This window comes from Haemophilus haemolyticus (assembly GCF_003493605.1).
GTDB classification, from domain to species: domain Bacteria; phylum Pseudomonadota; class Gammaproteobacteria; order Enterobacterales; family Pasteurellaceae; genus Haemophilus; species Haemophilus haemolyticus_J.
The window spans coordinates 1-20,717 of sequence record NZ_QQKA01000009.1; the positions used below are offsets into that span (position 1 = coordinate 1).

Consider the following 20,717-nt stretch of genomic DNA (forward strand, 5'->3'; position numbering starts at 1 on the left):
TGGGCGATTAAAAACGGAATGTTATTACGGCAAACGATTTGAGACGTTCGAACAACTGGAAAAAACGATTCATGAATATATTCATTATTACAACCATGAGCGCATTCAGGGGAAACTAAAAGGACTCTCAGCCCTGTGAATTACAGAACTCAGTCCTTGAACTAAATCAGTCTAACTTTTTGGGGTCAGATCATTTGCTTCCTTTTTTAGTTGAAATGCATTGAAATCATTTTACGAATTATTATTTAACGTTTCTTCAGATTCCTCAATCAATATTCCTGCTGTTTCATCATTTAATGCTTGAGCATCGATATGAGGTTTAATAAATGGTTTTGGTGTCCAATATTTTTTTAAGATTTCATTAGAAAAACCATGCAGAACTTCTTCATTTAGACGTTCTTGATCCAATGAGCGAACTTCTTTAATGACTTCATCTGCCTCAATCTTATCAATGCCAAGTTTCATCAATGTTGCTTGGCTAAGGGCAATGGCGGATTCAAAAGTTTCACGCACAATAAAATCCACATCTTGCTTAATTAGGCTCACCGTCGTTTTTCTATCATAAGTGCGGGTTAAAATCGGCAAGTTTGGATAAGCCCCTTTAAGTTGGCTCACAATCGTTTCAATGCGATCTGTATCATTAATGCCAATCACGACACATTTAGCTTTTTCAATTCCCGCAGCGTAAAGTACATCTAAACGAATACCGTCACCATAATAGACTTTAAAACCAAATTTTGCCGCAGCACGGATATTTTCTATATTACGATCAATCACTGAAACGCTGATGCCACGGATTAATAATGTTTGACATACGATCTGGCTAAAGCGGCCAAAACCAATTACAAGCACGTTATCTTCTAAATCATCAATAGGCGACAGATCGCTCGTATCTGGTTGAGTCGCTGATTTTCTCTCTCCAGATTGCGCTAATTTACGAGTAATTTGTGTAATAAATGGAGAAAACAACATGGAAATAATTACTGCAGCAGTAAAAGTAGCGTTTTCATGGTTGCTCATTACGCCTGCTGTTGTTGCGGCAGAGAAAAGCACGAAAGCAAATTCACCACCGTGCGCCAAGAGTGACATTCTTCCCACTGCTTCTCTATGTTCTAAGCGAGTAATTCGAGCAACAACATACACAGAAAGTCCTTTACCAATAATATAAAGGAATACAATTCCGAGTAGTAATAACCAGTGATTAAACACTAAGCTCAAATCCAATGACATGCCCACGCCCATAAAAAACAGGCCAAGCAATAGACCTCGAAATGGCTCGATATCCGCTTCTAATTGATGGCGGAACGAAGATTCTGACAGCATAACGCCCGCTACAAATGCCCCCATTGCCATTGAAAGTCCGCCTATTTCCATGGCTAATGCTGCGCCAAGTACAACTAATAAAGCAGCCGCCGTCATCATCTCACGAATATGTGCTTTAGAAATTAATCGGAATAACGGATTCATTAACCATTTACCCGCGACAATTAAGCCGATTACCGCACCTAATGCGATGCCGATTGACATCCAATCGGTATGAGTGCTTTCTTCAGAATGAGGCGCAAGAAACGCCACTGATGCCAATAACGGCACAATAGCAATATCTTCAAAAATTAAAGTCGAAATAATTCGCTGACCTTTAGATGTGCTGGTAATACAACGTTCTTCTAACGTTTGCATCACAATGGCGGTTGAAGAAAGTGTAAATCCCATGCCCGCTATAAATGCGACTTCTTTCGGTAAATCAAGTAAATAAATCCCCGCAAAAGTAAGCAATACACCACAGAACCCAACTTGCAGCAAGCCCCGACCAAAAATTGCTTTTTTCATAGACCAAAGCCGTTCAGGGTGCATTTCAAGCCCAATAATGAACAAGAACATCACGACACCCAATTCAGCCAAATGCACGACTGAAGCCGGATCTTGAATGACACCGAAAACTGAAGGTCCAATCATACAACCCGCCACTAAATACCCTAGCACACTACCAAGCCCTAGGCGTTTAAATAACGGCACAATAGTCACGCTCGACGCAAGCAAAATTACGGTTTTAATCAGATCTGAATCGGCAAGGTGAGCAACAGCATTTGACATAGGCATTCTCGAATAAGAGGAAATATAGCTTACATTCTAGCTTGTTTTTACTAAATAAAAAAACACATCGATAACTTAAACTTGATATAATTCGTCACAATTTTTCACCGCACTTTTCAAGTATGTCGTTACAATTCAATATAATCGCCTTGTTATTGGTGATTTTAATTATTCTCGGGTTACTCAGTCACAACAGCGCAATTACCATTTCTGCCGCCGTATTACTTATTATGCAGCAAACTTTTTTATCTTCTCACATTCCTTTGCTCGAAAAATATGGCGTTAAAATCGGCATTATTATTCTGACCATTGGGGTTTTAAGCCCCTTAGTTTCAGGAAAAATTCAGTTGCCTGATTTATCTGGTTTTCTTAGTTGGAAAATGGCACTTTCCATTTCCGTTGGTGTGCTTGTGGCTTGGCTTGCGGGCAAGGGTGTTCCTTTAATGGGCGAACAACCGATTTTAGTCACTGGCTTGCTTATCGGTACAATTATTGGTGTAGCATTTTTGGGTGGAATTCCTGTCGGGCCACTTATTGCCGCAGGGATATTAGCTTTATTTTTAGGGAAAATTTAAATGAAAAACAAATGGTTATTTATCACGGGATTAAGCGGTTTTTTATGTGTGATGATTGGTGCTTTTGCGGCACATGGATTAAGTAAAGTTTTAGAACCTAAAGAATTAGCGTGGATTGATACGGGTTTAAAATATCAAATGTTCCATACCATTGCAGTACTTGCCGTTGCATTATCTGCTTTACGTGATAACAAATTCGCCCGATTATCTATGTCTTCTTGGTTAATTGGAATCTTATTATTTAGTGGGAGTTTGTACGCCCTCGCTTTCGGAGCAAGCAATGTAATCGTGTGGATTACGCCTATTGGCGGAACTTTATTTTTAATCGGATGGATTAGCTTAGCTTACGGAAGTTTCAAAAATAAATCACTATGAAAAACAGATCAGTAAAACACGAATTAACTCCCTTACAACAATCGCTTTTTTCTCAATTAAATGACATCATGTTGGTGGATAAACGCCGTTTATCTGCCCGTATTCACGGCATCGGAAAAATTAAAAACCAAGAAGCACAACAAGCCGTTGCTGAAGAAATCCAACTGCAGATTGAACAGGCTCAATTGCGTGTAGAAAGTCGTAAAAGTGCGGTAGAAAATCCTATCGTTTTTCCAGAAAGCCTGCCCGTTAGCCAACGCAAAGCAGAAATTCAAAAACTGCTTTCTGAGCATCAAGTAATCGTAGTGGCAGGGGAAACTGGTTCAGGTAAAACCACTCAATTACCGAAAATGTGTTTGGAATTAGGTTTCGGCAATCTGGGTATGATTGGTCATACTCAGCCTCGCCGTATTGCCGCTCGTTCGGTGGCGGCACGTATTGCAGAAGAACTGGAAACGGATCTTGGCGGTTTAGTTGGTTATAAGGTTCGTTTTAACGATCAAATTAGTGATGATACACAAATTAAATTGATGACTGACGGGATCCTGTTAGCGGAAATTCAAAACGATCGTTTTCTCAATCAATATTCTTGTTTGATTATCGATGAAGCCCATGAACGTAGCCTAAACAACGATTTTATTCTCGGTTATCTGAAACAGCTTTTACCACGTCGTCGTGATTTAAAACTTATCATCACTTCCGCGACTATTGATGTGGAACGCTTTTCTAAACACTTTAACAATGCACCGATTATTGAAGTCTCGGGCAGAACCTATCCTGTTGAAGTGCGTTATCGTCCCGTAGTGGAAGAAGACGATCAAGATCAGCTACAAGGCATTCTCAACGCAGTGGATGAACTGCAAGCAGAAGGTCGTGGCGATATCTTGATCTTTATGAACGGAGAGCGTGAAATTCGTGATACCGCCGAAGCCTTACAAAAACAAAATCTAAAACACACGGAAATTCTACCGCTCTTTGCTCGATTGTCTGCGCAAGAACAAAATAAAATTTTCCATCCAAGCGGTTTAAATCGCATTGTATTAGCCACCAATGTCGCAGAAACCTCATTGACTGTGCCTGGCATTAAATATGTGATTGACCCAGGTACTGCGCGAATTTCCCGTTATAGCTATCGCACCAAAGTACAACGTTTACCGATTGAACCCATTTCACAGGCATCTGCTAATCAGCGTAAAGGTCGTTGTGGTCGTGTGAGCGAAGGGATTTGTATTCGTTTATATTCGGAAGAGGATTTTAATTCTCGTCCAGAGTTTACCGATCCTGAAATCCTGCGCACCAATTTAGCGTCCGTTATTTTGCAAATGACGGCATTGGGTTTGGATGATATTGAAGCGTTCCCATTTGTTGATGCGCCGGATAAACGCCATATTCAAGATGGGATAAAACTGTTGGAAGAATTAGGTGCGTTTGAAATGGTTCGCACCAAATCAGGTGAGAAACGTCAATTAACGGCAGTAGGCCGTCAATTAGCTCAACTCCCAGTGGATCCACGTTTAGCGAAAATGTTGTTGAGTGCTGTCTCACAAGGTGCGTTGCATGAAGTGATGATTATTGTCGCTGCTTTATCCATTCAAGATCCGCGCGAGCGTCCACAAGAAAAACAGCAAGCTTCTGATGAAAAACATCGTCGTTTTGCTGATAAAAAATCAGATTTCTTGGCTTTCCTCAATCTTTGGTGTTATCTACAAGAACAACAAAAAGAATTGAGTAAAAACCAATTCCGCCGCCAATGCCAAAAGGATTTCTTAAATTATTTACGTATTCGCGAATGGCAGGATATTTATCATCAAATTCGTTTAACCGTGCGTGAAATGGGCTTGCCGATTAATTCTGAAAAAGCAGAATATCAGCAAATTCATACCGCACTTTTAAGCGGTTTGCTTTCTCATATCGGTTTAAAAGAAGCGGAGAAACAACAATATCTTGGCGCACGTAATGCCCATTTTGCAATTTTCCCCAATTCTGTACTTTTCAAAAAACAACCGAAATGGGTGATGGCGGCAGAGTTAGTGGAAACCTCCAAACTTTGGGGGCGTATGGTGGCGGAAATCGAGCCAGAATGGATTGAGCCACTTGCCGAGCATTTAATTAAAAAATCCTATTCAGAACCGCGTTGGTCGAAATCTCGTGGTGCCGTGATTGCAGATGAGAAAGTCACGCTTTACGGTGTGCCGATTGTAGCAGCGCGACCAGTGAATTACGGCTCTATCGATCCAACGGTGAGCCGCGAGATCTTTATTCAATCTGCCTTAGTGGAAGGGGATTGGAATACTAAACATAAATTCTTCAAAGAAAATCAACGACTCGTTCGAGAAGTAGAGGAATTGGAACACAAAAGCCGTCGCCGCGATATTTTAGTGGACGAGCGCGCGCTTTTTGAATTTTACGATCAGCGTATTGGCACAGAAGTGGTGTCGCAAAAGTATTTTGATACGTGGTGGAAAAAGGCACAGCAAAAAGATCCTGAATTACTTAATTTTGAACGTTCATTCTTGATTAATGATGATGCGGAACAAGTGAGCAAGCTGGATTTTCCGAATTTCTGGCATCAAGGCAATTTGAAACTTAAATTAACTTATCAATTTGAACCAGGTACCGATGCGGACGGGGTGACCGTGCATATTCCGTTGCCGTTGCTCAATCAAGTGGAAATGACGGGGTTTGACTGGCAAATTCCAGGCTTGCGTGAAGAATTGGTGATTGCGCTGATTAAATCTCTGCCGAAATCTTATCGTCGTAATTTTGTGCCTGCACCTAATTATGCCCAAGCCTTTTTAGGGCGTGCCGTGCCGTTGGAAAAGCCGTTATTGGATACGTTGATTCATGAATTGCGTCGCATGACGGGCGTCACCGTAGAAGTGGAATATTGGAATTGGGAACAAATTCCAAGCCATTTGAAAATGACGTTCCGCGTGGTGGATGAAAATGGCAAGAAAATTGCCGAATCCATGAATTTGGACGAGCTGAAATTCAACTTAAAAGATCATGTGCAGGAAAGTATTTCTGCTGTGGCAGATGATGGCATTGAGCAGAGCGGGCTGCATATTTGGAGCTTTGCAGATTTACCACAATGTTACGAACAAAAACAACGTGGTTTCAGTGTGAAAGCCTTTCCTGCCATTGTGGACGAAAAAGACGCGGTGGGTATCAAACTGTTTGAAACGGAATTTGAACAAGCTGTGGCAATGCAACAAGGTTTACGTCGATTGTTGTTACTCAATGTACCGTCACCGATTAAATATCTGCATGAAAAATTGCCGAATAAAGCCAAATTGGGGCTGTATTTTACCCCGTTTGGTCGCGTGTTGGATTTGATTGATGACTGTATCACTTGTGCCGTGGATAAACTGATTGCTGATTTTGGCGGGTTTGTATGGGATGAAGCAGGCTTTGAAAAATTGCGTGATTTCGTTCGAGAAAACCTTAACGAAGTGACCGTGGATATTGCGCAGAAAGTGGAACAAATCCTATCTCTCAATCACGCCTTAAACCAACGTTTAAAAGGCAAAATGGATTTTACCATGGCTTTTGCCTTTTCTGATATTAAGGCGCAATTAAGCGGGCTGATTTACCCAGGTTTTGTGCAAAAGAGCGGTTATGATCGCCTACCGGATTTACAGCGCTATCTGCAAGCCGTTGATAAACGCATTGATAAACTGGCTCAAGATATAAATCGAGACCGTGCGGCTATGCTACGCGTAGAACAAGTACAACAAGCTTACCAACAATTGCTCACTAAACTACCAAAATCTAAACCGATTTCTGATGAGGTGGTGGAGATTCGATATATGATTGAGGAGCTACGCGTGAGCTTATTTGCGCAGCAGTTAGGCACTAAGTATCAGGTGTCGGATAAAAGGATTTTGAATGTGATTATGGCTATATAAAATTAAGATTTTTTAACGTAGGAGTTTCTAGAATGTTTTTATTTAGAGAAGGATTTCAAGATAGCTTTTTTGCTAATTTATTAGCAGGTTTGATGATTGCATTTCTGTTTTTTATTTTTAAAGAGAAGATCTTTCGCATACCTAATATAGGTGGAATTTTCTATTTGAGACAAAGAACAAAAAATACAGTATATAACCCTTACAAAGAAATGGAGCTGCAATATATGCTATCTTTACGACTTGAGGAAAATAAAGTTTATGGTTCGGCAGAAAAAATTTATGAAAATGCATCCGTGGGTAAGGGGAAAGAGCATATAATTCACTATGAAGGAAAAAATAGAAGCATATGTAAGATTGAAGGAATAATACAAAAACGATATTTATCTCCTTATGATATCCTAGTATTTCAGTCATTTGAAGAAAATGAAAAACGTAAATCAACCACATATTACTATGTGAAGTTGCGCAAGAAATATTATTTCTGTGGCAACGTATTATTTTATAATGGATTATTTAGTTCTACCATTGCAAAACAAACAGGTATCTTTGAAATTAGTAGGAATGAATTTGATAAGAAAGATGCAAAATATTCTGCTTAAAATATTATATTTATTAATGAATACACCTTTTCTTTTTTTAGCGCTAGTTTTACTTAAACTAAATGCTAGTTTAAAGAAGGATTTTCGTAGCCTTATGATTTGTATAGCTAACGATTCTACCTATTATGATGTTAAGCTCATAAATTTTTTAATTTCGGCTGAGGATCATCGGTTTAGATACCATACAGGAGTTGATCCTATTGCTATTTTAAGGGCTGTCTATATTTATATAAGATATAGGAAATATCAAGGTGCAAGTACTATTGAGCAACAATTTATTAGGACTGTAACCTGTAGGTATGAAAGGACTAAGCGACGTAAATTTAGAGAACAATTGCTAGCTCTGCTTTTAGATTTTTATGTTAAAGATAAGGATTCTATTGCAAGAAGTTATATAAATGTAGCATTTTATGGCTTAGGATTAATTGGTTTGGATAATTTTCTAGTAAGAAAAAGGCTAAACAAAATTGAATTAACTGAGAATGAAATGTTGTCTCTTGTATCTAGACTAAAATATCCTGAACCTTTGACATATTCCGATAAATGGAATTCTAAAATATTGGCAAGGATAAACTATACAAAAGCAAGGTATTATAGATACCACTTAGATAGAGCCCCACGATAGCACGCGTCTCCTGACGCGTGCTTGTATCTTCAATTTAAGAGGCTCGCGTCAGGAGATGCACACCAGCGTAATCGGTAATATTTACTCAAAAAGTGCGGTCATTTTTTCAAACGTTTTTCAACCTCAAAAACACTTTCAAAATCCACCGCACTTTTGCTTATCAAAACTCCACATAAACCTTCTTCCTCAATCCTTCTGCAATACGTTGTAAAAAGGCAAGTGACGGGTTGTGGTTGCCTGATTCAAAACGGCTGATAGCACTTTGGGCGATGCCGGTTTTTTCGGCTAAACCCTTTTGGGTGAGCTGCTGTTCTTGGCGTAATTTAATGATTTAACGAATAAATTTAATGCTTGATAGAAAAATTACGAGTCAGTTTATTTGCTCAACAGATAGGAACAAAATATCAAATATCGGATAAAAGAATAGCAAATATTATTAGTCAATATTAATGATAATAATACTCAAAATTAAGGCGGCATAAACCGCCTTAATTTATTCCAAATAACGAATACCTCTTTGTAAGTATTTTGAGAAATAAGTTTGATCAATCTCACATTTTTTAATTCTGCGAGTAGAAAAACTTTTTTCTTTTGGTATCTTACGCGCGAATGAATCTATATCCACATATTCTTTGTGGGATTAAGAATAATTCTCAACTTTCTACTTAACCTAACCTTTTTATTACAACAAATGGAGTGATTATCGTGAACGCATTCAAAAAAAGCCTCATTGTGGCAGCGTCTTTCGCGAGTTTAAGCTTATTTAACTCAGCGGTAGCTGATATGGTTTATAAGCCATTAGAACAACCTGTTGAACCAGTAAAACCAGATTTGAAAATTGAATCTGTAAATGAAAAATTTGCAGAAAAATATCCAAATCAATATAACAGCTGGCGTTCAACTGCAAACGGCAACGGCGAAAAAATTATTTATGCCGATGAAGAAAATCCACGCTTAATCGTTCTTTGGGGCGGTTATGCATTTGCAAAAGAATACAACGCACCACGCGGCCACGTTTATGCAGTCACTGATGTTCGTAACATTCTACGAACTGGTGCACCAAAAACTGCAAATGATGGTCCACAACCAATGGCATGTTGGACATGTAAAGGCCCAGATGTTCCTCGTTTAATCGCGGAATGGGGCGAAAAAGATTATTTCAATGCGAAATGGGCAAAAGGTGGTCCAGAAATCGTGAACTCAATCGGTTGTGCTGACTGTCACGATACGATCTCTAAAGATTTTGCTGAAGGCAAACCTGCATTACGTATTGCTCGTCCACATGTGTTACGTGCATTAGATCACTTAAATAATGCCGTTCAAGCTAAAGCAAAAGCTGAGGGTAAAACCACACCTAACTTAAGTTTTAATACGGCAGAACGTACCGAAAAACGTGCAGAAATTTGTGCAAACTGCCATGTAGAATACTACTTCGCAGGCGACATTAAACAAGTGACTTTCCCTTGGGATAATGGTCAAACTGTAGATGATATTGAAAAATATTATGATGATATTGGTTTCTCTGATTGGACTCACAGTCTTTCTAAAGCACCAATGTTAAAAGCTCAACACCCTGACTTTGAAATTTGGTCTTTAGGTATGCATGGTAAAAATGGGGTAACTTGTGTGGACTGTCACATGCCGAAAGTACAAGGTAAAGACGGTAAAGTTTATACTGATCACCAAATCCAAAATCCATTTGATGCATTTGACCGCACTTGTGCAAACTGTCACGATCAAAGCAAAGAAAAATTACGCGATATCGTCACTTCACGTAAAAAAGAAGTGAAAGATGTAATGGGTCGTTTAGAAGAGCAAGTTGTTAAAGCTCACTTTGAAGCGAAAGCTGCTTGGGATGCAGGTGCAACTAAAGAAGAAATGGAAGCGGCATTAATGGATATTCGTCATGCTCAATGGCGTTGGGATTATGCTGCAGCAAGCCACGGTGGCCATATGCACGCACCTGAAGTAATGCTTCGTGTATTAGGCTCTGGCTTAGATAAAGCAGCGGATGCTCGTACTAAACTTGCAGCAATCTTAACTAAACACGGTGTGAAAACTCCAGTTCAAATCCCAGATATTTCAACAGCTGATAAAGCGTGGAAAGTAATGGGTATTGATATTGAAAAAGAACGCAAAGCTAAAGAAGAATTCTTAAAAACTGTGGTACCACAATGGGAACAACAAGCTAAAGAAAAAGGCTTATTAGTTGATCCACCAGCACAAAAATAAATGAAAAATCCACCGCACTTTTAAGTGCAAATTGGAAAGTGCGGTGATTTTCAAGGTCAAATTTGAGGTAACCCAAATGAATTTAACTTCTTTAATCAACAAATCTGCAAAAGCGTTAGCGTTAAGTGCGGCATTTGTAGCAGCGCCATTTTTGGCTCATGCTGATGATGCACAAAAACCTGCGGATCATTTTACTTATGAACCGCAATTAGATAACCAACGCGATCCTAATCAATATTGTGCTAAATGCCATAAATTCGACAAAGTAGATAAAAACCAAACTGCAGATCAGTCTGGTGGCGAACTCCACTTTGGTAAATTCCATGGTGCACACTTAGATAAGAAAAATCCAAATAACGGTAAAGCAATTACTTGTGTAAGCTGTCACGGTAACGTTTCTGAAAACCACCGTCGTGGTGCTAAAGATGTTATGCGTTTTGAAGGGGATATTTTCGGTAATAAAAAACCGATGTATTCAGTTCAAGAACAAAACCAAGTTTGTTTTGCTTGTCACCAACCTGACAAACTTCGTGAAAAACTATGGGCTCATGATGTACACGCAATGAAATTGCCTTGTGCAAGTTGCCATACTCTTCACCCTAAAGAAGACGCAATGAAAGGTATTCAACCAAAACAACGCGTTAAACTTTGCGTAGATTGCCATAGTGAACAACAAAAACGTAAAGCTGAACAAGATAAACTAACCGAACAAAAGGATAAACAATGACAGCCTGCTCACGCCGAAACTTTGTTTCCGGCATGGGGGCAGTAATCCTTATGACGGGGACATCTTTAACTTCTTTTGCGAAAGAAGACAAGGCGGATAAACCTAAACGTTACGCAATGATACACGATGAAAATTCGTGTATCGGCTGTACAGCCTGTATGAATGCATGCCGTGATGTAAACCAAGTGCCAGAAGGCGTTTCTCGCTTAGAGATTCTACGCAGTGAACCTTACGGTGAATTTCCAAATCAGGAATATGAGTTCTTCCGTCAATCTTGCCAACATTGTACAAATGCACCTTGCGTAGCAGTTTGTCCAACTGGTGCATCTTTTATTGATAAAGAGACTGGCATTGTAGATGTACATAAAGATTTATGTGTAGGCTGCCAATACTGTATAGCAGTTTGCCCATATCGTGTACGTTTTATTCATCCAGTACATCGTACCGCAGATAAATGTAACTTCTGCCGCGATACAAATTTAGCCAATGGTAAACAACCGGCTTGTGTGGAAGCGTGTCCAACCAAAGCATTAACCTTTGGCGATATGAATGATCCAATGAGTGCAGTTTCACGTAAAGTGAAAGAAAAACCGGTTTATCGCACAAAAGTGGAATTAGGTACACAACCAAACTTGTACCACATTCCATTCCAACATGGGGAGCCTAGAAGATGACATTAGATTATCCAGTTCCATTTCATACGCCTAATCTAGTGTGGGATTCTACCATTGCGATCTACTTGTTCTTATTGGGGATCTCATCTGGTGCGGTACAGTTAGCAATTGCGTATAAACGCAGCAATAAAATAGAAAATCTAAGCCAAAACTGGATTATTCGATCTGGGGTAATTTTAGGGTCAGTACCAACATTAATTGGTTTAACGCTATTAATTTTCCACTTGGCTCGACCTTGGACATTCTGGAAATTGATGTTTAACTATCAATTTAATTCCGTAATGTCGATGGGGGTCATGCTCTTCCAAATCTATATGTTGTTTTTAGTAGTTTGGGGAGTGGTGATTTTCAAAAAAGAAATCGAAGCATTAATTAATCGCTTTATGCCAAAACTGCAATTTGTGATGAAACTCATCGGTATTGCAGAACGTATTGCAAGTCCAGTCGAAGTTGTTCTTTTCGTATTGGCTGCAGTGCTTGGTGCATACACAGGGTTCTTACTTTCTGCATTAATTAGCTATCCAATGTTGAATAACCCAGTATTACCGGCATTATTCTTAGCTTCTGGTACATCATCAGGTATTGCCGCAACCTTCTTAATTATCTTGATTGCGGGAAAATTAAAAGGTGATTCTCACGAATCGCACTTCATCCATAAATTTGAAGTACCAATTATGGTGACAGAGCTTGGTTTGCTTGTGTGTTTCTTCGTTGGCTTACATTTTGGTGGCGGCCAAAAAACAGTTGCGTTACATAATGCATTATCTGGTTTCTGGGGTGCGGTATTCTGGATTGGGGTATTCTTTATTGGTATCTTGATCCCATTAATCGCCAATATGTTTGTTAATGACCGTTTAAAATACAACCGTAACTTTATTATCTTGGTGTCAATTTTTGACTTAATTGGGGTATTCTGTTTACGTTTCTTTGTTTTATATGCGGGACAATTAACAGTAGCATAAATCAGAATTATGTGTATAAGAAAGGCGTATTAATAAATACGCCTTTTTCTTGTTTAAAATAACCTATTGGTCTCTAACCAGCAATCATCCAAAGTCCACCTAACATATCAAGCATTAGGTTATTTAAGAACAATAAGATAAATACAACGACCATAGGGGAAAAATCAATCATGCCTAATGTTGGTAAGAATCGACGGATAGGTTTTAAAAGAGGTTCTGAGAGTTGATAAAACGCATAAATCACAGGACTATTTCCACGATTAAACCAACTTAAAACAACCCCAATAAAAAGCACATAAAAAATTGCTAAACCAATGCTTTTCAATATAGTTAACACACCCAATACTAAGAGTACATTTACTGATAAACCAAAATAAATAATACCTTTCAACATACCGATAATAAATACGAACAGTAAAGCAGAAGTATCGATATTTTTCACTGTAGGCGCAATTTTACGCAGAGGTTTTAATACTGGATCAGTCATTTTGACTGCAAATGTTGAAACAGGGTTGTAATAATCTACTCGAGCAAACTGTAACCAAGCCCGTAAGATTAAGACAAGTGCATAAAGATTAATAATTGATCCAATAAATAATGCGGTTTGGGATAATTCCATCATAACCATCCTTTTCTTTTAAAATAAATATATGGCGTCAATGCTGCTGCGATCATTAACCCAATTGCCATTGGATAACCATATTTAAAATGTAATTCAGGCATAAAATCAAAGTTCATACCATAAGTGGATGCAACTAATGTTGCCGGAAGGAACATCACAGAAACAACTGAGAAGAATTTCATAATTTTGTTCTGTTCAATATTGATGTAACCCATTGCAGCTTGCATTAAAAAGTTTACTTTTTGGAATAAAGATTCATTATGCGGTTGCAAAGATTCAATATCTCGTAAGATTTCTCGTGCTTGTTCTAACTGGTTTGCTGGTAAGCGCGTTTTGCGAACTAAGAAACCTAATGCACGTTGAGTATCCATCAAGCACAAACGAACTTTTGAGCTGGTGTCTTCTTGTTCCGTGAGCGTATTTAATGCTTCATCAAAGGCTTCATCTTGTTTTCCGTTTAAAATAACGCGACTCAACTCTTCCAAATCTGCATAAACGTTTTCAATCACGTCCGCTAATTGCTCAATTTTCGTTTCAAATAAATCCAGTAAAACTTCATAGGAATTACATTCTAACAAACGCTGGCTACGTGAACGCATACGGTATAAACGAAATGCTGGTAGCTCGCGATCACGCAACGTAAATAAACGGCCATCACGAATAGTAAAAGCAACGCTCGCTAAATCAGCATAATTGTCTTCATCTTCGCAATAAAAAAATGAGTGAAGGTGTAAACCGTCTTCATCTTCAAAGAAACGGGCGGAAGCTTCGATATCCTCCAATTCTAGAAAAGATGCTAAGCTTTGGCCTAAGCCTTCTTGTAGCATTTCACGTTCTTCGCCTGTTGGCTCAAGTAAATCAAGCCAAATGGCAGTATTGAGATCAGTTTGGTCTTCGTCAATGCGAACCAAGCGGGAATCATTGATAGCAAACGCGTTGATCATTTCATACTCCTTATAGGATTATGAACAGCTAACAGTGAACAAATTAAAGAAGAAACGAAAGTGCGGTGAAAAATCGCAAAGTTTTCGTTAAGAGATGCCGAAACAACGGTAAATTTACCGGCGAACGCGCGCCGATAATAAAAAGGCGGGCGTCTAGAGCGATATTCGGTATCGACTATGACTGTCCAAAGTGTGTGTCCTTCTCGTTAAAAAATCGGGCGAATGTTACGCTTGAAAGCGGTGCTCGTCAAGTTTTATCAAAAAACGATGACAACATTTCGCCCTTCTTTGAAAACTAATCTCTAAAATTATTAAATTGGAATGGTTGGCCTAATTCAGCGCCTTTAACAAGTTGAATGACTGCCTGTAAGTCATCGCGTGACTTACCTGTCACACGCACTTGCTCACCTTGAATTTGAGTTTGAACTTTGATTTTAGAATCTTTTACTAATTTAGTAATTTTCTTCGCCATCTCTGTTTCAATACCCTGTTTAAGTTTGATTTCTTTACTGTAAAGTTTACCGTGGTGTTCACTTTCGGTTGGAATATCCAACGAGCTATGCTCAATACCACGTTTTACAAACGCACCAATTAAGATTTCAATTAATTGCTCTAATTGGAAATCAGATTCGGTCGTCACTTTCACGGTTTCGCTTTTTTCATTTAATTCAACGATCGCTTCCACGCCACGGAAATCATAACGCGTGCTAAGCACACGGTTGGCATTTTCCACCGCATTACGGACTTCGTGTAAAGTAATTTCAGAAACAATATCAAAAGATGGCATAGTCTTCTCCCATTTTATTAAATTCTATCATTGGCACTTAAAAGGCATAAAAGTGCGGTTAAGTCGGCGAAGTTTACCACAATTTGCGCTTGTTGTTGCACTTTCGGTTTGGCATGGAATGCCACGCCTAATCCTGCCACATTCATCATTGCCAAGTCATTTGCCCCGTCACCAATAGCAATAGAATATTGTGAATCAATACCGTATTCCTCTAACAAATGTTGCAATGTTTTAGCTTTGTATTGGGCATCAACCACATCGCCTTTAACTAAGCCAGTGAGTTTTCTATCTTCAATATCAAATTGATTTGATGCAGCAAAATCAAGCTGTAATAAGGCTTTCAAATAATCCGCAAAATAAGTAAATCCACCTGAAGCAATTGCGGTTTTCCAACCATATTTTTGTAAGGTTTGGATAGTTTCGATTAGTCCAGACATTAGCGGTAAATTCTTTCTAACTTGCTGCAAAATGCTTTCTGGTGCACCTTTTAATGTACCCACTCGACGACGCAAACTTTGCTCGAAATCTAATTCACCTCTCATTGCGCTTTCCGTAATCGCAGAAACAAGTTCACCAACACCCGCTAATTTCGCAATTTCATCAATACATTCAATTTGAATAGCGGTAGAATCCATATCCATCACCAACAATCCTGCTTGAGACAATTTAGGGCTAAAATCTAATTTAGCAATATCCACTTCAACATCATGAGCAAATTTAATGAAGTCAGCAAACCATCTACCTTTCAATAAAACGACAATATTTTGCGCTACCATCCAAACATCAAAAATCTGAAAATTTTGACCGCACTTTTGTTGAAATTTTTCCAACTTAGTTATGTCCAACTTTGTGCCGTATAAGATAAAAGGTTCTCCGTTCTGTATAGATTCCTCATTAGCTAAAAGTGCGGTAGGAAATTGTGGGTATTTTTGTGTAATGCTTTTGAAACGTTGAATTTGCATAAAAATCCTGTAAATTGTGGCGACTGAAAAGATTTTAACCGATGTGAGTTGAAAAAGTGCAAATAATTAAAGAAAAACTAATCAAATCAACCATGCTTGCAACGATTATTGTGCTAAGCCTAACTGCACTTGGCGTTATCTTATTTGGTGTGAAGCAATTTAAGCTGAGTTCACAATTTGCGAGCGTAAATCAAGTGGCGAACATCTCACATATTTTGGTTCGTCAACAAGCCAATTTATTTTCAGTTTTACTTACAAATAATGCCAAAACAGAGCAATTAACGGATAATCTTGATCAAATAGTCAAAGAAGACTTTATTTTAGATGCGAGCTTATATGATGGCGAAGGAAAATTATTGGCTCAAAGTCGCGAAACTCGCAATTCACCCGATGAAAATAACCAACAAATTGTAGAGCCACTTTACGCCCAAAGCGGCATTAAAGGATTTTTACGCGTCACCATTGATGCTCAATATACGCAATCTAACCAATCAAAAATTAATCAAATTTTTCACCAATTATATGGTGATCTCATTATTATCTTTTTGCTTGGCGCGGTGATGGCAAGCTCTATTCATTATTTTTTAAGTCACTATCGACGGACTTACCGCAAATCCAAAGAGAAAAAAAGTGCGGTAAATTTGAAAATAAAATCAAGTAGCACGCGTTTTCACCAGCGTCGCCGTAGAATTTGATTATTGTCACAAACTATTAAATTGAGTGCGGATTTTTGCTAAATTTCCTTCAGAAATAAGGTAGAATGCGCAAGATTATTTTTTCAAAGCGAATTATAACAGGAGAACAAAATGGCAACTCGTAGACAATTAGCCAATGCAATTCGTTTCTTATCAATGGATGCAGTACAAAAAGCAAAATCAGGCCACCCAGGTGCACCAATGGGAATGGCGGATATCGCTGAAGTATTATGGCGTGATTTCTTAAAACATAACCCAAACAATCCTAAATGGGCTGATCGCGACCGTTTTGTGCTTTCTAACGGCCACGGTTCCATGTTGATTTATAGCCTTTTACATTTAACTGGCTATGATCTTTCTATCGAAGATTTAAAACAATTCCGTCAATTACATTCTAAAACCCCAGGCCATCCAGAATATGGTTATGCACCAGGTGTTGAAACCACAACGGGTCCGTTAGGCCAAGGTATCACTAATGCAGTAGGTATGGCGATTGCTGAGAAAACCTTAGCAGGTCAATTTAACCGTGAAGGTTATGAAATCGTTGATCACCACACTTACGTGTTCTTAGGCGATGGTTGTTTAATGGAAGGGATTTCTCACGAGGCTTGCTCTTTAGCAGGAACATTAGGCCTAGGTAAATTAATCGCATTCTACGATGACAACAACATTTCCATTGATGGTCATGTTGATGGTTGGTTCAGCGATGATACCGCAGCTCGTTTTGAAGCTTATGGCTGGCAAGTGATTCGTAATGTAGATGGTCACGATGCAGAACAAATTCGTGCTGCAACCATTCTTGCTCAAGCAGAAAAAGAAAAACCAACGTTAATTATTTGTAAAACCATTATCGGTTTCGGTTCACCAAATAAATCAGCGTCACATGATTGTCACGGTGCACCATTAGGTGATGAAGAAATCGCTTTAACCCGCAAAGCACTTGGTTGGGAATATGCGCCATTTGAAATTCCAGCTGAATACTATGCTGAATGGTCTGCGAAAGAAAAAGGTGCTGCAGCAGAAAAATCTTGGGAAGAAAAATTTGCCGCTTATGCTAAAGCATATCCAGAACTTGCTGCAGAATTTACACGTCGTGTAAACGGTGAATTACCAGCAAATTGGGCAGCAGAATCTAAATCGTTTATTGAAAAATTACAAGCAAACCCAGCAAGCATTGCAAGCCGTAAAGCATCACAAAATGCAATCGAAGCATATGCTCATGTGTTACCTGAATTCTTAGGTGGCTCAGCAGACTTAGCAAGCTCTAACTTAACATTATGGAGTGGTTCTAAACCGCTCCGTGCGCATGAAAATGTAGGTGGTAACTACATCAACTACGGTGTGCGTGAATTTGGTATGTCTGCCATTATGAACGGTATTGCATTACATGGCGGTTTCATTCCTTACGGCGCAACCTTCTTAATGTTCTACGAATATGCTCACAACGCAGTACGTATGGCGGCATTAATGAAACAACGTTCACTCTTTGTTTATACACACGACTCGATCGGTTTAGGTGAAGATGGTCCAACTCATCAACCTGTGGAACAAACGGCTTCGCTACGCTTAATTCCAAACCTTGAAACATGGCGTCCATGTGACCAAGTGGAATCAGCTATCGCATGGCAACAAGCGGTTGAACGTCAAGATGGCCCAAGTGCGTTGATCTTTACCCGTCAAAACTTAGCCCAAATGGACCGCACTTCTGCACAATTAGATGCGGTTAAACGTGGTGCTTATGTGTTAAAAGACTGTGATGGCACACCTGAGTTAATCTTCATTGCAACAGGTTCTGAAGTTGAATTAGCGGTGAAAGCGGCTGAAGCATTAAGTGTAGAAGGTAAAAAAGTACGTGTAGTCTCTATGCCAAGCACTAACCGTTTTGATAAACAAGATGCAGCTTACCGTGAAAGCGTATTACCTGCAGCTGTAACCAAACGTGTTGCAATTGAAGCGGGTATTTCTGACTTCTGGTATAAATACGTTGGTTTCAACGGCTGTGTAGTAGGTATGAATAGTTTCGGTGAATCTGCACCAGCGGATCAATTATTCAAACTCTTTGGTTTCACTGTTGAAAACGTGGTAGCGAAAGCTAAAGAAATTCTTTAAAATGGAAGCTCCTTGATAACTCAAGGAGCTTTTTTATCACTTTATATTATAAGGATTCTGTAATGAAAAAACTCTATCCAATCTTATTATCTGTCAGCGTTTTAGCTTTATCTGGTTGTGCAACCGAGGGGTCTCGTACTGTTGAAGTTCAAAAAGTAACGAGCTATAACACCGCGTATAACGGTGTGAAAGCCCCTATTTCTGTGGGTAAATTTGATAATCGTTCAAGCTATAACAATGGCGCATTCTCTGACGGCGTGGATCAATTAGGTAATCAAGCCAAAACCATTTTAGTATCTCACTTACAACAATCAGGTCGTTTTAGTGTGTTGGATCGCACCAATATGTCAGAATCGGCGACAGAAGCAAAAATCAAAGGTCAAAAACAAAAATTAAAAGGCGCGAATTATGTGGTGACTGGCGATGTGACTGAATTTGGTCGTAAAACAGTAGGCGATCAGCAATTATTTGGTATTTTAGGTCGCGGCAAACAACAAGTGGCTTATGCAAAAGTAACATTGAATGTGGTGAATACTCAAACTTCAGAAGTGGTTTATTCTGTTCAAGGTGCTGGTGAATATAATCTTTCAAACCGTGAAGTGTTAGGTTTTGGTGGCACCGCAGGTTATGATTCAACTCTTAATGGTAAAGTATTAGATTTAGCCATTCGTGAAGCCGTAAATAACCTTGTTTCTGGTGTTGAATCAGGTCAATGGAAGCCTTCAAATTAAGGATTTTATTATGAATAAACTAAAACTTTTTATTTGTTTATCAGCTGTTGCTGTGGTGACTGCCTGTTCATCAGGCAGTAAACCAAATACATTGTATACTTGGAATGGAGATACCTATCCAACTTCCGTATACCAATATCTAACTCAAGACGGCGATCCACAAGAACAGCTTCAAAAATTAGAAGAAATTGCTCAACTTGATAGCGGTAAAAAAGTACCACCTGGTCTGTATGCACAGATTGGTCTTTTATATGGTCAATTAGGCAACGCTGGTAAAATGGCAGAAGCCTATCAAAAAGAAATGACTTTATTTCCTGAATCAACTCAATATATTAACTTCTTGTTAAATAAAGGGAAAAAAGTGGATGCGAGCACAGAAAGCACTGGAAGTAAAAAAGTGAAAAAAGGAGCGAAAAAATGAAAAAACTCTCTCTCTATTTAGTAATGGCTTGTACATTTTTGCTTTCTGCCTGTTCAACAATGAAGTCAACGCCTTATGACTATACGAACTATCAAGAAAGTAAACCACGTTCTATCTTGGTATTACTTCCTACGGATACAACGAATGATGTTAAAGGTTCTCCTGCTGTATTAGCACATACAATTTATCCATTGGCGGAAGAAGGGTATTATGTTTTCCCTCCTGCGCTTGTGTATGAAACTTTTAAACACAATGGTTTAACACAAGCTCAAGAAATCCATAATGTAAATCCACAAAAATTACATGATATTTTTGGGGCTGATGCAGTTCTTTACATTAATGTAGATGATTACGGTGTGAATTATCAAGTATTTGATAGTGTTACTAAAGTAAGAGTAAGTGGCAAGCTTGTTGATTTACGTAGTGGTAAAACCTTATGGGAAGGTAAAGGCTACGCAGACGATGCAGATCGCAATAACAACGGTAATGCCATCGTAATGCTAATTACTGCTGTAGTAAAACAAATTGCGAACAATGTATCCGATAAAGGGTACAAGGTTGCTGCGTGGGCAACAGGAAATATGCTTAATGGACCTTGCAATGGTTGTTTGCTTTATGGTCCGAGACATCCATTGTATGGACAAGATCCACAATTACAGCCTCAACAAAAATAAA

Annotated in this window: 20 protein-coding genes and 2 pseudogenes; 16 read left to right on the top strand and 6 right to left on the bottom strand. The window is 38.9% G+C overall.

The window, feature by feature from the left end:
- Positions 1-165: pseudogene (locus DV424_RS06785) on the top strand (IS3 family transposase); the annotation flags it as partial.
- Positions 166-231: 66 nt separating this feature from the next.
- Here DV424_RS06785 and DV424_RS06790 read toward each other — a convergent pair.
- A complete protein-coding gene (locus DV424_RS06790; protein WP_118859515.1) occupies positions 232-2,094 on the bottom strand; it encodes a monovalent cation:proton antiporter-2 (CPA2) family protein in 1,863 nt (620 codons plus the stop codon).
- A gap of 122 nt (positions 2,095-2,216) precedes the next feature.
- Between DV424_RS06790 and DV424_RS06795 the strand changes: the two genes are divergently transcribed.
- From DV424_RS06795 to DV424_RS06815, 5 genes are read left to right on the top strand one after another with little or no spacing between them, the layout of a single operon-like run.
- Entirely contained in the window at positions 2,217-2,669 is a 453-nt protein-coding gene (locus tag DV424_RS06795) for a DUF441 domain-containing protein (protein WP_118859516.1), read from the top strand.
- Positions 2,670-3,044 carry a DUF423 domain-containing protein gene (locus tag DV424_RS06800; protein ID WP_118859517.1) on the top strand — a complete coding sequence of 125 codons (375 nt, stop codon included), beginning with the start codon at positions 2,670-2,672 and terminating at the stop codon, positions 3,042-3,044.
- The gene (hrpA, locus tag DV424_RS06805; RefSeq protein WP_118859518.1) at positions 3,041-6,952 is read left to right on the top strand and encodes an ATP-dependent RNA helicase HrpA; all 3,912 of its coding nucleotides are present in this window, start codon (positions 3,041-3,043) and stop codon (positions 6,950-6,952) included. Before DV424_RS06800 ends, hrpA begins: the two co-directional genes overlap by 4 nt.
- Before the next feature lie 32 nt (positions 6,953-6,984).
- Entirely contained in the window at positions 6,985-7,551 is a 567-nt protein-coding gene (locus tag DV424_RS06810; protein ID WP_118859519.1) for a hypothetical protein, read from the top strand.
- Between the two features lie 16 nt (positions 7,552-7,567).
- A complete protein-coding gene (locus DV424_RS06815) occupies positions 7,568-8,176 on the top strand; it encodes a transglycosylase domain-containing protein (RefSeq protein ID WP_192880662.1) in 609 nt (202 codons plus the stop codon).
- A 160-nt stretch (positions 8,177-8,336) separates the two neighbouring features.
- On the opposite strand, the gene DV424_RS09060 is transcribed toward DV424_RS06815, so the two are convergent.
- Complete coding sequence (locus DV424_RS09060; protein WP_118859569.1) at positions 8,337-8,507, bottom strand: helix-turn-helix domain-containing protein; 171 nt, start codon at positions 8,505-8,507, stop codon at positions 8,337-8,339.
- Positions 8,508-8,527: 20 nt separating this feature from the next.
- Here DV424_RS09060 and DV424_RS09065 point away from each other — a divergent pair.
- The 5 genes and pseudogenes from DV424_RS09065 to nrfD all read left to right on the top strand — a co-directional run.
- A pseudogene (locus tag DV424_RS09065) lies at positions 8,528-8,626 on the top strand (DUF3418 domain-containing protein); the annotation flags it as partial.
- A 255-nt stretch (positions 8,627-8,881) separates the two neighbouring features.
- Complete coding sequence (gene nrfA, locus DV424_RS06830; RefSeq protein ID WP_118859522.1) at positions 8,882-10,408, top strand: ammonia-forming nitrite reductase cytochrome c552 subunit; 1,527 nt, start codon at positions 8,882-8,884, stop codon at positions 10,406-10,408.
- A 76-nt stretch (positions 10,409-10,484) separates the two neighbouring features.
- Positions 10,485-11,135, top strand: coding sequence for a cytochrome c nitrite reductase pentaheme subunit (gene nrfB, locus DV424_RS06835; RefSeq protein ID WP_118859523.1), 651 nt, complete (start codon positions 10,485-10,487; stop codon positions 11,133-11,135).
- Entirely contained in the window at positions 11,132-11,809 is a 678-nt protein-coding gene (nrfC, locus tag DV424_RS06840; RefSeq protein ID WP_118859524.1) for a cytochrome c nitrite reductase Fe-S protein, read from the top strand. Before nrfB ends, nrfC begins: the two co-directional genes overlap by 4 nt.
- Positions 11,806-12,771, top strand: a complete 966-nt coding sequence (nrfD, locus tag DV424_RS06845) for a cytochrome c nitrite reductase subunit NrfD (RefSeq protein WP_118859525.1) — start codon at positions 11,806-11,808, stop codon at positions 12,769-12,771. The genes nrfC and nrfD overlap by 4 nt, the downstream gene beginning before the upstream one ends.
- A 73-nt stretch (positions 12,772-12,844) precedes the next feature.
- On the opposite strand, the gene DV424_RS06850 is transcribed toward nrfD, so the two are convergent.
- The 4 genes from DV424_RS06850 to serB form a co-directional block, all read right to left on the bottom strand.
- Complete coding sequence (locus tag DV424_RS06850; RefSeq protein ID WP_118859526.1) at positions 12,845-13,390, bottom strand: YggT family protein; 546 nt, start codon at positions 13,388-13,390, stop codon at positions 12,845-12,847.
- The gene (corA, locus tag DV424_RS06855) at positions 13,390-14,337 is read right to left on the bottom strand and encodes a magnesium/cobalt transporter CorA (protein ID WP_118859527.1); all 948 of its coding nucleotides are present in this window, start codon (positions 14,335-14,337) and stop codon (positions 13,390-13,392) included. Before corA ends, DV424_RS06850 begins: the two co-directional genes overlap by 1 nt.
- Positions 14,338-14,632: 295 nt before the next feature.
- Positions 14,633-15,124 carry a YajQ family cyclic di-GMP-binding protein gene (locus DV424_RS06860; RefSeq protein ID WP_118859528.1) on the bottom strand — a complete coding sequence of 164 codons (492 nt, stop codon included), beginning with the start codon at positions 15,122-15,124 and terminating at the stop codon, positions 14,633-14,635.
- A 17-nt stretch (positions 15,125-15,141) separates the two neighbouring features.
- Entirely contained in the window at positions 15,142-16,086 is a 945-nt protein-coding gene (gene serB / locus DV424_RS06865) for a phosphoserine phosphatase (RefSeq protein ID WP_118859529.1), read from the bottom strand.
- A gap of 56 nt (positions 16,087-16,142) precedes the next feature.
- Between serB and DV424_RS06870 the strand changes: the two genes are divergently transcribed.
- The 5 genes from DV424_RS06870 to DV424_RS06890 all read left to right on the top strand — a co-directional run bounded on the left by DV424_RS06870 (position 16,143) and on the right by DV424_RS06890 (position 20,716).
- Complete coding sequence (locus DV424_RS06870; protein ID WP_118859530.1) at positions 16,143-16,781, top strand: YtjB family periplasmic protein; 639 nt, start codon at positions 16,143-16,145, stop codon at positions 16,779-16,781.
- Between the two features lie 111 nt (positions 16,782-16,892).
- Positions 16,893-18,890: a transketolase gene (tkt, locus tag DV424_RS06875; RefSeq protein WP_118859531.1), complete on the top strand. Its 1,998-nt coding sequence runs from the start codon at positions 16,893-16,895 to the stop codon at positions 18,888-18,890.
- A gap of 62 nt (positions 18,891-18,952) precedes the next feature.
- Positions 18,953-19,621 (top strand): CsgG/HfaB family protein, encoded by a 669-nt coding sequence (locus DV424_RS06880; RefSeq protein ID WP_118859532.1) that lies wholly within the window; start codon positions 18,953-18,955, stop codon positions 19,619-19,621.
- Between the two features lie 10 nt (positions 19,622-19,631).
- On the top strand, positions 19,632-20,042 hold the full coding sequence (locus DV424_RS06885; protein WP_065250336.1) for a DUF4810 domain-containing protein: 411 nt from the start codon (positions 19,632-19,634) through the stop codon (positions 20,040-20,042).
- The gene (locus tag DV424_RS06890; RefSeq protein ID WP_118782045.1) at positions 20,039-20,716 is read left to right on the top strand and encodes a DUF799 domain-containing protein; all 678 of its coding nucleotides are present in this window, start codon (positions 20,039-20,041) and stop codon (positions 20,714-20,716) included. Before DV424_RS06885 ends, DV424_RS06890 begins: the two co-directional genes overlap by 4 nt.
- The last annotated feature ends 1 nt before the right edge of the window (position 20,717 follow it).